The 14,163-nt window shown below is 72.4% G+C and carries 10 protein-coding genes and 2 pseudogenes; 5 read left to right on the top strand and 7 right to left on the bottom strand.

The features are described 5' to 3' along the window. The 4 genes and pseudogenes from ABZ646_RS24140 to ABZ646_RS24125 form a co-directional block, all read right to left on the bottom strand. Positions 1-583 (bottom strand): annotated as a pseudogene (locus ABZ646_RS24140) (hypothetical protein); the annotation flags it as partial. Continuing rightward, positions 580-1,971, bottom strand: a complete 1,392-nt coding sequence (locus tag ABZ646_RS24135; RefSeq protein ID WP_360522499.1) for a hypothetical protein — start codon at positions 1,969-1,971, stop codon at positions 580-582. The pseudogene ABZ646_RS24140 and the gene ABZ646_RS24135, both read right to left, overlap by 4 nt. Positions 1,972-2,002: 31 nt before the next feature. Beyond that, a complete protein-coding gene (locus tag ABZ646_RS24130) occupies positions 2,003-4,351 on the bottom strand; it encodes a tetratricopeptide repeat protein (RefSeq protein WP_360522496.1) in 2,349 nt (782 codons plus the stop codon). A gap of 391 nt (positions 4,352-4,742) precedes the next feature. Further along, positions 4,743-6,065 (bottom strand): serine protease, encoded by a 1,323-nt coding sequence (locus ABZ646_RS24125; RefSeq protein ID WP_360522493.1) that lies wholly within the window; start codon positions 6,063-6,065, stop codon positions 4,743-4,745. 103 nt (positions 6,066-6,168) lie between these two features. On the opposite strand from ABZ646_RS24125, the gene ABZ646_RS24120 reads away from it, so the two are divergent. From ABZ646_RS24120 to ABZ646_RS24110, 3 genes are all read left to right on the top strand, one after another. After that, complete coding sequence (locus tag ABZ646_RS24120; protein ID WP_360522490.1) at positions 6,169-6,489, top strand: trypco2 family protein; 321 nt, start codon at positions 6,169-6,171, stop codon at positions 6,487-6,489. A 93-nt stretch (positions 6,490-6,582) separates the two neighbouring features. Further along, entirely contained in the window at positions 6,583-7,425 is an 843-nt protein-coding gene (locus ABZ646_RS24115; protein WP_360522487.1) for a hypothetical protein, read from the top strand. 188 nt (positions 7,426-7,613) lie between these two features. Next, positions 7,614-8,399, top strand: a complete 786-nt coding sequence (locus ABZ646_RS24110) for a hypothetical protein (protein ID WP_360522484.1) — start codon at positions 7,614-7,616, stop codon at positions 8,397-8,399. A 7-nt stretch (positions 8,400-8,406) separates the two neighbouring features. Here ABZ646_RS24110 and ABZ646_RS24105 read toward each other — a convergent pair. Continuing rightward, a pseudogene (locus ABZ646_RS24105) lies at positions 8,407-9,499 on the bottom strand (cytochrome P450). 510 nt (positions 9,500-10,009) lie between these two features. Further along, complete coding sequence (locus ABZ646_RS24100) at positions 10,010-10,570, bottom strand: hypothetical protein (protein WP_360522481.1); 561 nt, start codon at positions 10,568-10,570, stop codon at positions 10,010-10,012. A gap of 112 nt (positions 10,571-10,682) precedes the next feature. Here ABZ646_RS24100 and ABZ646_RS24095 point away from each other — a divergent pair, with 112 nt between their 5' ends. Further along, positions 10,683-11,465: a hypothetical protein gene (locus ABZ646_RS24095; protein ID WP_360522479.1), complete on the top strand. Its 783-nt coding sequence runs from the start codon at positions 10,683-10,685 to the stop codon at positions 11,463-11,465. 74 nt (positions 11,466-11,539) lie between these two features. Here the strand turns inward: ABZ646_RS24095 and ABZ646_RS24090 are convergent, their stop codons facing one another. Next, positions 11,540-13,069 (bottom strand): UDP-N-acetylglucosamine 1-carboxyvinyltransferase, encoded by a 1,530-nt coding sequence (locus ABZ646_RS24090; RefSeq protein WP_360522476.1) that lies wholly within the window; start codon positions 13,067-13,069, stop codon positions 11,540-11,542. Positions 13,070-13,350: 281 nt separating this feature from the next. On the opposite strand from ABZ646_RS24090, the gene ABZ646_RS24085 reads away from it, so the two are divergent. Continuing rightward, positions 13,351-14,073, top strand: coding sequence for an alpha/beta hydrolase (locus ABZ646_RS24085; RefSeq protein WP_360522473.1), 723 nt, complete (start codon positions 13,351-13,353; stop codon positions 14,071-14,073). The last annotated feature ends 90 nt before the right edge of the window (positions 14,074-14,163 follow it).

Genomic DNA, 14,163 nt, shown 5'->3' with positions numbered 1-14,163 from the left:
TGGCGGCCGTCACCCTGGCGTGCCGCATCTGGGTCCTCTGCAGTTCGTTCAGGCGGGGAGCGAGCCCCACCGTGTCCCGGGTGAGCAGCGAGTGCGCCTCGTCCAGCTTCTGCTCCCGCATCAGGGGCTGGTCGCGGTACTGGGACGTACCGAGGTTGAGCGAGGTGCTGTACGTGTTCAGCAGACCCATGACCGTACCGAGGTCCTCGTCGGTGCGGTCCGCGATCCGGGAGAGGCCCTGGTCGGCGGCGGAGAGCTGGGACCGGTAGGTCTCGCCCGAGCCCGCCACGTCGACCAGGTGCATCCGCACCAGGGCCTGGGCCTCCTGGTCGGCGCGGACCGCCGCCAGCCGGGTGCCGGCGAGCCCCTGCACGGCCGGCGCCTCGCGGGAGGCGAGGGCGGTGGCGCCGCGCTGGGTCTGCCGGTAGGAGAAGAACAGTGCGGTCGAGGCGACGGCCGCACACAGGAACAGCACCAGCAGGTGCGTCTCCAGCAGCCGGCGGGTGCGCCAGGGGGCCAGCCGCCGGCGCCAGAGGGCGGCGGGGGAGTACCGCCGTAAGGAGGCGATGCGCACGGTCGTCACAGCAGCTTCTCCCCGCAGACGATGCAGTGCCGGGCCTCGCTCCCGGCCGGGCGGCCGCAGTTGCCGCAGCGCGGCCCCGGTGGTGCGTCGACCGTGTCGGGCAGCAGCGCGCCGGGACCCGACCCGGCGCGCAGGATCATCGAGCCGAGTGTGCCGGCGTCGACCGCGCGCAGCCGGATCCGTCCCTCGGCCGCGTCCTGGATGTCGGCGACCGTCCGGATCTCGTCCAGCACCCATCCCGTGCCGAACCGGGCCGCCAGCCGGGCCGCCCGCCCCAGGCAGTCCTCGGCGGTGTCCCGCCGGTGCTCCCGCAGCGCGGCCAGACCCTCGCGCAGCGCACCGCGCATCTGGGCGGTGGCGTTGAGGCTGCGCACGCTTCCGGCACCGGCCGCGGCGGGCGGCACGGACCGGTCGGCGAGGTGCCAGCGGGCGACGACGGGCTTGTGCACGTCCCCCACCGACACCATGGCGAACTGCAGCTCGGTCTCCAGCGGATCGGCGTCGGCATCGGCGACCAGGGTCAGCAGGTAGTCACGTCTGCCCTGTTCCCACTGGTAGGTCGGGAAGCTCCAGCGGTGCGGCCGGCCGTGCTCGGGCAGTCCGACCAGGCGGTGCGGCCGGGGCGCCTTCTCGCTGAGCGAGACCTGGCGCACCGAGGGCCGCAGCGTCACCTCGATCGGCAGCTGCGGCGAGTGCACCCGGCGCAGCCGCGCGATGGCGTCCGTGACCGCCCGGCCCAGCCCGGCGTCCACGAACTGCGCGGTGCCGTGCAGCCGTTCGGCGAGGACCAGCAGCGGGTCGGGGGCCCAGTCGGCGCCCACCGCGAACACGTCGCAGGTGAACAGCGCGGCACAGGCGTCCAGTTCCGCCTCCAGGTGGGGCTCCTGGAAGGCGGCGCTGCTGCCGTCGGTGATCAGCACCAGGTGTCGTACGGACAACGGGCGGCCGGCGAGCAGGGAGCGTGCCCCGGCCACCCAGTGCGCGTACCCGGCGGGCCGCGGACGGTCCCGGTGCAGGGGCAGCGAGCCCGCGGCGAAGGCGGCCCGGCGCCGCTGGTACTGGTCGGCGACGGCCCACTCGTCGTCGCCCAGCGGATAGCAGCGGACCGGCTCGGGGCCGCTGCCCAGCACGGCGAACGAGATCCGGTCGGGCAGCGCGCGCAACGCGGCGGGCAGCGCGTGCCGGACGGCTGCCCGGTTTGCCTCGGCGACGTCCACCGCGATGATCACGGCGAGCTCCACCGCGGGCAGGTCGGTGGGCGCGCCGTCGGCGGCCACGTCGACCCGGAGCCGGGCCTCGATCTTCGCGCTGCGGTGCGGACGCAGATCGCCGTCCAGGTCGACGCGGAGTCGGATGCCCGGCTGCGGCGGCCGGGTGTGGCTGCTCATGTCCTGTGTCACCGCTCCTTCCGGGGTGCGATCAGAACAGGGTCTGGGGGCGGACCGCGTGCAGGAGGTCCACCAGGTGTTCGTGGGCGGCGGGCGACTCGTGGTGCCGGGCGGCCAGCTGGCGGTAGAGCGACTCCATCCGGGCGCGCAGCGCGCGTTCCGCCGCGCTCAGCCGCCGCAGCCTGCGGCCGTCCAGCCGGCCGGCTCCGCCGCCCCGCGGCCCTGGCCGGTCGTCGAGGCTGTGCAGCGCGTCCAGTTTCCATTCGTGCAGTTCGATGCTGAGCCGCAGCGCCTCGTCCTCGGACAGACTCGGCTCGGCCGCGCCCGGTCTGCGGCCCACCAGATGCGGCAGTTCGGCCAGCGCCGCGTCGACCTCCGCGGGCGCCGCGAGCGAAGCGAGACGGGGGTCCCCCCGGACGAAGTCCGAAGGAGGATCCACGTCCCCGGGCAGCCGGGCCGCACGGATGCGCAGCGCGGCGATCCGGGCGACGGTGTGGTCCAGGGTGCCGGGCCCCACCCTGCCGAGCACGTCGAGGGCGGCCCGGCGGTCGCCCGCGCGCAGGGCGAGCCTGGCGAGGCCGAGTGCGGCGCCGCCGTGCGCGGGGTTGCGGGCGAACACCGCCTCGTACAGCTCCCCGGCGGTGGGTCCGGCCGTGTCGTCGCCGAGCCGTTCCCCGCAGTAGGCGAGGGCCAGCTTCGGCGCGTACTCGCCGGGCAGTTCGAGGTGGACCCGCATGAAGTGGGCCCGGGCCTCGGCGACCTGCTGGGGGCTGTCGTCCAGACCGGCGCTGCGCAGGGCGAGCAGGGCGCGGTGCCACTCCAGCCGCCAGCGGCGCACGGCGGACGGGCCGGGGATGGAGTCGGCGGTGTCCAGTTCCGTCTGCGCCAGCTCCAGGTCCTCCCTGGTGTTGCGGTCCAGCAGCACCCGTACGTTGTGCAGGCAGATCTCCACCGAGCGCGGCTTCTCGTCCTCCTGGGCGAGGAGCTGACCGGGGTCGTAGCCGCTGCTCACCTCGAAGCGGGCGGTCTGCGGGTCGCCCGGGTAGCGGCGCGGAACCGGCAGACAGCCGGCGATCTCCGCGGGGGTGGGGGCGCCGAGGTCGAGGGCCGGGGCCACGGGCGGCGCGTACCGGTCGGGGCGCGGGCGGTACAGCCAGTGTTCGATGCCGGGCACCGTGCCGAGCCTGGCCCCCAGCAGCTGCGGCGAGGGCCGGAAGTAGTCCGACGGCTCGGGCGGGTCGCTCTTGCCCCGCAGGGCCCGGATCTCCCGCAGCGCGCCGCGCAGTTGGTTCGCCATCTCGCGGGCGTCGGCGAAGCGCCGTCCCGGGTCCTCGCGGACGGCGCGCTCGACGACCCGGCGGAAGGAGTCGGTGCCGAGGCCGGGCACCACCGTGACCGCCCAGCCGGCCAGTTCCCGCAGGGTGACGCCGACCGTGTACAGGTCATGGGCGACGGTGGGCGAACCCGAGAAGGCGATCTCCGGCGCCATGTACTCGGGAGTGACGTGGGCGGGCGGCCGGCTCTGCCCCTCCTCGCGCATGCCGCCGAGGTCGATGACCTTGACGCCGGCCCCGTGGTGCACGACGTTCGAGGGCTTCATGTCGCCGTAGACGAAGGGCCGTTCGCCGCCGGCGTGCAGATGGGCGAGTGCCTCCAGGATCTGGCAGCCGTACGCCGCGACATGCTCGATGTCCAGGACCGACTCGCCGCGCCGGGTCTCCTCGACGACCTTGGCGAGGGTGCCGTCGCCGACGTCGTCCATGACGATGTAACCGCCGGTGGTCTCGCCGCTGTCGTCGCGCCGGGCGACGAAGTCCCGGATCTGGACGATACGGGGGTGGCGGATGGCGACGAGGTTGCGGCGCTCGACGTCGGCGAGCCGGGCGCCGTCGTCCTCGTACCGGTTCAGCAGTCCCTTGACGGCGACGACCTCACCCAGGTGGGTGTCCTCGGCGAGGTAGACCCAGCCCTGGCCGCCGTGCGCGATCGGCCCCATGATCCGGTACTGGTCGCGCAGCAGGTCGCCCTCGGCGAGTTCCGGTTCGTACGAGTAGCGGGCACCGCAGGCCGGGCAGTACCCCTTGAGGGGGACCGGGCCCGCGGTGTAGGGCGGGGCGAAGGTGATCCCGCAGCCGGCGGCCGAACAGCCCATCCGGATGCGCAGCGGCGCCTCGGGACGGATGAGGCGCGCGTCGGCGGGGCGGGCGGTGCGCTCGGGGAGCGTGAGGAGGTCACTCGGGCCGAGCTTCCGCGGCTGGGCCGGCAGTGCGGGCAGCCCGGGGCGCTGCTCCGCCCGACCGCACACGGCGCACCAGCCGGTCGGCAGCACGGTCCCCGCGCAGGGAGCACCGTCGAACCGCCGGTGCGGACACCCACTCATCACCTCACCCCCGTCCCGTGCGCGTCGCACGGCGACAGAGACCAGCCCGCGCCCGGGAAGCGCCGCCTCCGGCCCGCGTTCGGCCTTCTCGTGCGGTGTACGGCGAATGGCGGCTCGGGGTTGTGCACGGCGTACGGCGGGTCGGTCCTGCGTACGGGGTCTGGCGGGTCGGCCCTGCGTACGAGGTCCGGCGGCTCGGGCCTGCGTACGAGATCCGGCGGGACTTGCCTGTGTGCGGGGTGCGCAGCGTCCGGCGGCTCGGTTCTCCGGGCGGGGTGCGGCGGCTCGGAAATGCGTCCGGCGTGCGGAGTTCCCGGCCCGGGTTCGGCATCGGCGTCGGCCCGGCTGTCCACGGCGTACGGCGGCTCCGATGTCTGTCCGGCGTACCGCATCAGCGGTTCTCCTGGCGGGCCAGGTCGGTGCGGAGGGTGCTGATCAGGGTGCGGAGGCGGGTGAGGTGGTGCTGCGGGTCCCGTTCGGCGTCGATGCGGCGGCGTTCGGCACGGCGCAGGTCGGCGGTTTCGGTGACCGAGCCGAGGGATGCGCTGGCCACGACGCCCCGGCGGACCGCGTTGCCGAACTCGGCGAGCTCCAGCCGGTCGAGCAGGGCGTCCGTGTGGCCGAGGAGCGCGGGCCGCAGCAGTTGGTCGCGGGCCGCGGTCCAGCCCGCGCCGCCCTCACGGTGGAAGACCAGCAGCAGCCGGAAGCCCAGCTCCGTCAACCGTGAGAGGAGCTCGATCAGGGGACCGGGCTGCGGTTCCTCGTCGAGACCCTCGACGACCACCGTGACCGGCCGCACGGGCGTGACCTCGGACGCCGGAGCGGGCCGGCGCCTGGTGCCCAACAACCACTCCCAGTGCGCGAGATAGCCGCCGACCGGGAAGGAGACCACCCCCAGCGCCCGGTCGGCGAGGCGCGGTCTGCTGTCGCCGGCGCGATGGACCACGTCGGCACGGTGCAGCAGATGGCGCAGCGAGCGCTCCTTGCCGCTGCCCGGGGCCACCACGCTGATCTTCACCGGGTCCTCGTCGGGGTCGTCGAACCACCGCCCCACCCGCTCCTCGAACCCACGGTCCCAGGCGTCAGGCCTGCTCAACTCAGCCACCAGCGGCGACAGTTCGGCGATACGGTCGACGGGTACCAGATACGAGAACGCGAGCCGGTTGTCCTCGGGCAGCGGTGCGCCCAGGTCGCCGCGCCAGCTGACGACGAGCCCGACCACGCGGGCGGGGCCGCCGTCCCGCGGCCGGGTGCACACGGCGGCACCGCTGAAACCGGCACGCACCACGTGCGCCTTGGTGACGGAGTCGAGCTGGACCCGCTCGCCGCTGGCCCCGCCGATCCGGCCCCACAGGCTCATACCGTCGTCGAAGCCCTCGGCGTAACCGGTCGCGTACACCTCCAGGCCCGCCCTGAGCCGGCGTTCCAGCGGAGCGGGACGGGCCCGCGGGCGCGGGCTGTCCAGTCGTAACACGGCGACGTCGGCACCGCGTTCGCCGTCCCGCAGCCAGCCGCCCGGCATGACCCGTGCGGCGACCGGCTCCAGCGCGCGGTTCTCGGCGAACTCGAGCCACATCACCGCGTCCGGATGGCGTACCACATGTGCACAGGTCAGCGCCGTGTGCTGGTCGACGAGTACACCGGCCCCGCAGACGGGGCCGTGCGCGTCCTCGCGTCGCAGCCTGAGTCTCCAGTCCGCACGCAGTTCCCCCATGCTGTCTCACACTACGCGCGGGGCATGCTGCGTCCCTAGACTTGTGAGCGGCTCGGATCGGTCAATCAATCGGTTAATCAGCGCAAGCCTGCGAGGAGTTGTCATGGGGGATCCGGAACCGATCGGCCTCGCGGAGGCCATCGGCGCGGTGCGCGCGGAGCTGGTCCGGGCCCAGGCCGAAGGGGCCGAGAGCGACTGGCGGTTCAGCGTGGAGCAGGTCAGCCTGGAGTTCGCGGTGCAGTTCCACCGGGGTGGCGAGGGCGGCGCGGGCCTGCGGCTGGGCGTGGTCGACGCCCGCCTCGGCGGCTCGGTGAGCCATGACTCCACCCACCGCATCCAGGTCGACCTCAAGCCGCTGCCCGGCCCCGGCGGCCGCCACCACGAGGTGAGCCGCGAGGACGGCGGTTCACTCTCCCGGGGGTAACACAGGAGTCGTTCAGGAGCCGTTCAGGCCGGAACTGCCAGGGTCGGTCCCGGTGACCCCCGCGGTCGCCCGACCGAACAGGAGCCCCCCACCTTGCAGCAGTCAAAAGTCCGCACCGGCCCGGACCTCCCGGCCCCGGCCACGTCGGTGATGAAGAAACTCCCGGAGGTGACCCTGGCGTTCTGGATCATGAAGATCGCCGCGACCACCCTCGGCGAGACGGCAGGCGACCTCTTCTCCCAGACCCTGAAGCTCGGTTACTTCCTCACCACGGTCGCGCTGTTCCTGGCCTTCGTGGTGACGCTGGTCGTCCAGCTCCGCGCCGACCGCTACAACCCGTTCTTCTACTGGACCGTCATCCTGTCGACCAGTATGGCCGGCACCACCATGTCCGACTTCATGAACCGGGACGCCGACGCGAAGTACCTGCCGGCGGGCGCCACCTCGCTCGGCTGGGGGCCGCAGGGCCTCGGCCTCGGCTATCCGGCCGGGGCGGCGATCCTCATCTCCCTCCTCATGGCCGTCTTCGCCGTCTGGCGGCTGAGCGGGACGACCTTCCAGATCCGCGAGATCGTCACCTTCCGCGGGGAGGCGCTGTTCTGGTCGGCGATCCTCGTCTCCAACACGCTCGGCACCTCCATGGGCGACTTCCTCTCCGACAGCTCCGGCCTCGGCTACGCGGGCGGCGCGCTGCTGGTGGCCGGGGCGCTCGCGGTGCTGGCCGCCCTCATGAAGGTGCCCGTGGTGCCGAACGTCCTGCTGTTCTGGATCGCGTTCGTCCTCACCCGCCCGCTCGGCGCGACCGCGGGCGACTTCCTGACCAAACCGGTCGCCAAGGGCGGTCTGAACCTCGGTACGGCCGGATCCTCGGCGGTCCTGCTGGCCGTCCTGCTCGGCCTCATGACCCACGCGCGGCTCCGGGAGCGCCGGGTCTGAGGGAAGGCCCACAGGGCGAGCACCTCGGCGCCTACCATCGCGGGAACCCCTTCGGACAGGGGATGCGCCGAGGTGTTCAGGTTGCGCTCAGGTTGGCCGGCCGTTGATGAAACTCATGCACCAGAAGCCCCAAAACAATGGCAAAGACATCTGTGGCACCGAAGGTGCGCCGTGTCATGGTGCGGCTCATGACCCCAGAGCACCTCCTCGACGACCGCCCCCGGGCCACCCTGCGCGTACTGGCGAACAAGGTTCCCGAAGTGACCGCCTACTTCTGGATCATCAAGGTGCTCACCACCGGGATGGGGGAGACCGCGTCGGACCTGCTCGCCAAGGTCCTCGGCCCGGTGCCCGCGGTCGCCCTCGGCGGACTCGCTCTCGCGGCCTCGCTGGCGGTGCAGTTCGCCGTCCGCCGGTACATCGCCTGGGTGTACTGGACGGCCGTCGTCATGGTCAGCGTGTTCGGCACGATGGCCGCCGACGTCCTGCACGTCGGCCTCGGTGTGCCCTACACGCTGTCCACGCCGTTCTTCCTGTTCGCGCTGGCCGCGGTCTTCGCCCTCTGGTACGCCGTCGAGCGGACCCTGTCCATCCACAGCATCCGCACCCGCCGCCGCGAGGCCTTCTACTGGGCGGCCGTCCTCGCCACCTTCGCCCTCGGCACCGCGGCCGGCGACCTGACCGCCACCGCCGGTCTCGGCTACTTCGGTTCTGCGGTCCTCTTCGCCGTCGCGATCTGTGTGCCCGCCGTCGCCCACCGGGGCGGCGCCCTGAGCGCCGTGCCCGCGTTCTGGACGGCCTACGTCATCACCCGCCCCCTCGGTGCCTCTCTCGCCGACTGGATGGCGGTCGGCCACACCCGGGGCGGGCTCGCGCTCGGCCTGGGTCCGGTCACCCTCGGCTGGACGGCGGCCATCGTCTGCTTCGTCGGCTATCTGGCCGCCTCCCGCCGGGACACGTCCACGGCGCTGTGACCCTCCCTCAGTACCGCACCGGAAGGGCCGGCAGGCCCCGGGTGCGCATCGAGGGACGCCAGCGCAACCGGTCCACGGGAGTGTCCAGTTCGAGACCGGGGAGGCGTTCCAGGAGAGCGGTCAGGGCGATCTCGGTCTCCAGGCGGGCGAGCGGTGCGCCGAGGCAGTAGTGGATGCCGTGACCGAGGGCCAGGTGCCCGGTGGTGTCCCGGCCGATGTCCAGCCGGTCGGGCTCGGGGAAGCGGCGCGGGTCGCGACGGGCCGCCGCCAGGGACAGCAGCACGGTCTCGCCCGCCGGGACCGTCGTAGCGGGCCAGCTCCTCCACGGCCGGGCCGATCCGGGCGGGATCGGCGCGCAGCGCGGCCAGCTGGGCGGGGTCGCGGAGCAGGGCCAGGGTGGCGTTGCCGATGAGGTGGACGGTGTTCTCGTACCCGGCGAACAGGATGAGGAAGGCCAGGGACATCAACTCGTCCTCGCTGAGCCGGTCCTCCTCGTCCCGTACCGCGATCATGGCGGAGAGCAGGTCGTCGGCGGGCTCCGCGCCCTTGCGGGCGAGCAGCCGGGCGAAGAAGGCGAGCAGCGCCCCGACCGCCTCCTTCGCCCGCTCCGGCCGTGCGGGGTCGGGGACGACGAGCGCGTCCGTCCAGGACCGGAAGTCCGGCCGGTCCGACTCGGGGACCCCCAGCAGCTCACAGATCACGGCGATGGGCAGCGGCGCGGCGTAGGCGGCGATGAGGTCGGTGCGGCCGGGCGGTGCGAGGGCGTCGAGCAGGGTGTCGGCGGTCCGCCGGACCGGTTCGCGCAGCCGGGCGACGCGCCACGGGGTGAACGCCTGCGACACCAGGCGTCGGACCCGGGTGTGGTCCGGCGGGTCCATGTTCAGCAGGTTGGCGTCGAGCGCGGGCGGCAGCGCGAGCCCGCGGTAGCCGCCGGGCGCGGCGTGCGCCTTGTCGAGGGAGAGTCGCGGGTCGGCGAGGGCCTGCCGGACGTCCTCGTACCGCGTCACCAGCCAGGCCGGCAGCCCGTCGGTCCCGGCGATCCGGTGCACGGAGCCGGCCTCCCGAAGCCGGGCATAGGCGGCGTAGGGGTCGGCGAGCAGCTCGACGGGGTCGACGGCGGGTGTGCTGGGCGCCTGAGGCGGGGCGCTGACGGCGCTTGCGCCCGCCGAGTCGGTGGGCGGCGTGGTGGGTTCGACGGGGGTCGGGGCGCCGGGTGTTCGGAGTCGGGCGCCGAGAGCGTCGACGGCGCCGACGGTCGCCCGGTCGTCGGCAAGCGGTGCGGTGGGGTCGACGGGGATCGGGCCGCCGGGCGTCTGGGGTCGGGCGCTGACGGCAGCTGCGGCCGACTGGTCGGTGCCCGGCTCGGCGGGGCCAACGGCGGCCGGGCCTGCGGGAGTTGTGCGAGCGTCCATGTCTCCCACCCTGGACAGCCGCCGCCGGGCGAACTGGTCGCGACGGACACGGATCTGCTGGACGCGGCCCCGGACACGCTGCGCGCGGTGCCGGCACACGCCACGACGACAGCCGACCGCTGAACCCACGGACCGTACTGGCCCGACGCGGATGCGCGAGCCGGCGTATGAGATGGTCGGCGCCCCGGCGCCGCTCCGTCACACCCCCCTGTGGCTGAGTGGGTCCGGCCGTGGGCTGCGGGGGCACGGCCGCCGCCCCAGGGCGAGGGCCAGGCCGAGGACCAGCGGGATCTGCAGGAGCCACTGGATCACCGGAGGTCCGGGCTTGCCCCCTCGCCCGAGCGGGACGTCGCCCTGGGGATCGACGGTCACCGTGTGAGTGCCGCCCACCACCCACTTCCAGTCCATGAGCTGGTTCTCCTCGACCGGAGCCAGCGGTGGGCCGTCGAGGACGGTGACCGTGTAGAGGTGGGCGCTGTCACCCATGCCGTCACCGGCGGACCACTGGATCTGTCGGACCCTGACCCACACCGCACACAGCAGCCACCGGATGTCCAAGTACCGGCACGCGCACAGGAACACGCACCCGAGGAGGATCGCCGGCACGCTCAGCGCGTCGATCCACTGGGCGTGCGTGACGAAGGCTGTCCGCACGATCAGACGCATGATCGCCCACAGCGCCGACGCCGCGCCGGTGCTCGCGGCGCCCACCAGCACCCGCCGAGCCACGTCTGCCCGCCCTGTGCGTACGTTCTCCACGCACCTCAATGTATGGATTGTTCAACGATCCTTCAATAGGATGGTTCAACATCGAGTCGTCTGCTGCGCGGACGCGGACGCGGAACGGCAACCGACCGGAGGGCTGCAGGAGATGAGCCGGTATCAGTTCGAAGAGGTCGACGACCTCGGACAGATCCTGTTCTGCGACGACCCCGCGCTGCGGCTTCAGCGCGTGCTGATGGGTGTGGAGACCGCGGCGGGCACAGTCACCTTCGATCCCGCACAGACACGCCACATGCCCGTTGCCCTCTTCGAGTTCAGGCATGCGCTGGGCGTGGGCGACTTCGGGTACGTCGTGCCGAAGGGAACCTCGCTCGACGGGACGCCCGAGGAACCGCGGCTCGAAGGCGCCGTCCTGTCCGGCATGCGGCGCCTGCCAAGGGAGTTTCCCGACCCGCCGGGATCCGACGACGACGGGGGCCGCCCCGACGACACGTGGCCCACCGTATTCGACGAGCTGCGCATGCGCGAGGCACTGCGACGCGACCTCGACGAGGTCTGCTTCGACACGAGACGCAGGTCGCCCGGCTACGCCAACCTGCGCTCGATCCCCGGATGGGAGCTGCACGAGATACCCGATGAACGGCCAAAACTGGAGCAGCGCCTCGGATGCGCCTACTCCCGGCTGGAACTGCGGACGCCCGACGGTGAGATCCACTCCCGGACCTGGGTCGCGCACGACCCCGAGTGGACGGCCGCCGCCCTGCGCCACGACTACGTCGTGTGCCTGTGCGGCGTGGAACTGGGGGTCCGCGCACCGTACGCGATGACCGACGCGCAGCACACTCCACGCATGCGCCACGCAGCCTTCCGCCGCGGATGCGCAGGGGGCCTGACCGCCGGCGGACTCGTCGCCTACGTCGACCACCACTGACACGCACCACCCGCCGCGCCTCTGCCCGACCTGCTGCAGCACAGGTCGGGAAGGGGCGCGGCAGTGTTCGCTCGTCAGATGTCGCGGAACGTCTCGATCTGGGCGCCGATCGAGTTCAGGCGTTCGGCGAGGTCCTCGTAACCGCGGTTGATGACGTACACGTTGCGCAGTACCGAGGTGCCCTCGGCGGCCATCATCGCGAGCAGGACGACCACGGCGGGGCGCAGGGCCGGCGGGCACATCATCTCGGCGGCGCGCCAGCGGGTCGGACCCTCCACCAGGACCCGGTGCGGGTCGAGGAGCTGGAGGCGGCCGCCGAGGCGGTTGAGGTCGGTGAGGTAGATCGCCCGGTTGTCGTAGACCCAGTCGTGGATCAGCGTCTTGCCCTGGGCGACCGCGGCGATGGCGGCGAAGAAGGGGACGTTGTCGATGTTCAGACCGGGGAACGGCATCGGGTGGATCTTGTCGATCGGCGCCTCCAGCTTGGAGGGCCGGACGGTCAGGTCGGTCAGTCGGGTACGGCCGTTGTCCGCGAAGTACTCGGTGCTGCGGTCGTGGTCGAGGCCCATCTCCTCCAGGACCGCCAGCTCGATCTCCAGGAACTCGATCGGCACCCGGCGCACGGTCAGCTCCGACTCCGTCACCACCGCGGCGGCCAGCAGGCTCATCGCCTCGACCGGGTCCTCGGAGGGGTAGTAGTCCACGTCCACGTCGATGTTCGGGACGCCGTGCACGGTCAGGGTGGTGGTGCCGATGCCCTCGACCCGGACACCGAGCGTCTCCAGGAAGAAGCAGAGGTCCTGGACCATGTAGTTGGAGGACGCGTTGCGGATGACGGTGACACCGTCGTGCCGGGCGGCGGCGAGCAGTGCGTTCTCGGTCACCGTGTCGCCGCGCTCGGTCAGCACGATCGGCCGGTCGGGGCGGATCGAGCGGTCCACCTGCGCGTGGTACTGGCCCTCGGTCGCCGCGATGTCCAGACCGAACCGGCGCAGTGCGATCATGTGCGGCTCGATGGTCCGTGTGCCGAGGTCGCAGCCGCCGGCGTAGGGCAGCTTGAAGTGGTCCATGCGGTGCAGCAGCGGACCGAAGAACATGATGATCGAGCGGGTGCGTACGGCGGCCTCGGCGTCGATGGACGCCATGTCGAGGTCGGCGGGCGGCACCAGCTCCAGGTCGACCCCGTCGTTGATCCAGCGGGTGCGCACGCCGATGGAGTTGAGCACCTCCAGAAGGCGGTACACCTCCTCGATGCGGGCCACCCGGCGCAGCACCGTGCGGCCCTTGTTGAGGAGCGAGGCGCACAGCAGGGCCACGCACGCGTTCTTGCTGGTCTTCACGTCGATCGCACCGGACAGCCGACGGCCGCCGACCACCCGCAGATGCATCGGGCCCGCGTAGCCCAGGGAGACGATCTCGCTGTCCAGGGCTTCACCGATTCGGGCGATCATCTCAAGGCTGATGTTTTGATTGCCGCGCTCGATGCGATTGACGGCGCTCTGACTGGTGCCGAGCGCCTCCGCGAGCTGTGCCTGTGTCCAGCCACGGTGTTGCCGGGCGTCACGGATGAGCTTGCCGATGCGTACGAGGTAGTCGTCTGACATGAGACAGAGGTTATCTCAGATATGAGATGGCACCCGTTGGGGGGTCCCTTCGGGTGACGTCGCGTCAGCGAGAGTACCCGTTCGGCCCTTCGGTACTCGATCCGCGGAAAACCTGTTGGAGGGGCCCGGCGGCCGCTGCTACCTTTTGGGCGGCCGTGCGAGAGAACAAGGAGGTGGTACCCGTGAACGCAGTATCGACATGGGTGCTCCCCTCCGGGGTCACGGTCGGGCGGTAGGTCGTCCGGGAGCGCCGTTCACGCGCACTCCCGAAAGGCACGACCATGCGATTCACTTCCGAACGACGCCTCGACGACGGCGTCCTCGAACGCGAGTTCACCCTCGGCGAGATCCCCGGCACCCTGTGGACGCCCGGATCCTCCGCACCGGTTCCGCTCGTCCTGATGGCCCACAACAACGGCATGTCCAAGGGGGAGCCCCGGCTGGTGGCCCGGGCCCGGCACACCGCGTCGTGCGGCTACGCGGTGGCCTCCGTCGACGCCTCCGGGTGCGGTGACCGGCCCAGGTCCGCCGCCGACGAGCAGGCCCGCGCCGACCTCCGCCGGGCGCTGCGGGACGGTGAGCCTGCGGACGAGATCTTCGAGTCGTTCATCGGCCCGCTGGTCGAGAACGCGGCCCCGGACTGGCGGGCCGCCCTGGACGCCCTCCTGGCGCTGCCCGGGATCAGTGGTCCGGTCGGGTACTCGGGGTGGATGGCCCTCGGCATCCGCCTCGCGGTGACCGAACCGCGGATCGCGGCCGCCGGTTTCTTCGCCGGCGGTTACGTGCCCCGTGCCCAGCGCGAGGAGGCCCGGCAGGTCACCGTTCCGCTGCTGGTCCTGGTGCAGTGGGACGACGAGGGCAACCCCCGGCAGCGGGCCCTGGACCTGTTCGAGGCCTTCGGCACCAAGGAGAAGACCCTGCACGCCAACCTCGGCGGGCACACCGGCACCCCGTGGTTCGAGGTGGAGGACGGGGAACGGTTCTTCGGCCGGCACCTGAAGTAGGGCCGGCCCGAGCGGCGCGTCGCCCGGGGCTGACCGGTGCCCAGCCCAGAACGGAAGAGCGTAGAGTAGGGAAAGATAGTCAAGAGGAGG

The organism is Streptomyces sp. NPDC007162 (genome assembly GCF_040634175.1).
GTDB lineage: Bacteria > Actinomycetota > Actinomycetes > Streptomycetales > Streptomycetaceae > Streptomyces.
The sequence above is the reverse complement of the archived record's forward strand: the minus strand, read 5'-3'. Positions and strand labels throughout refer to the sequence as shown.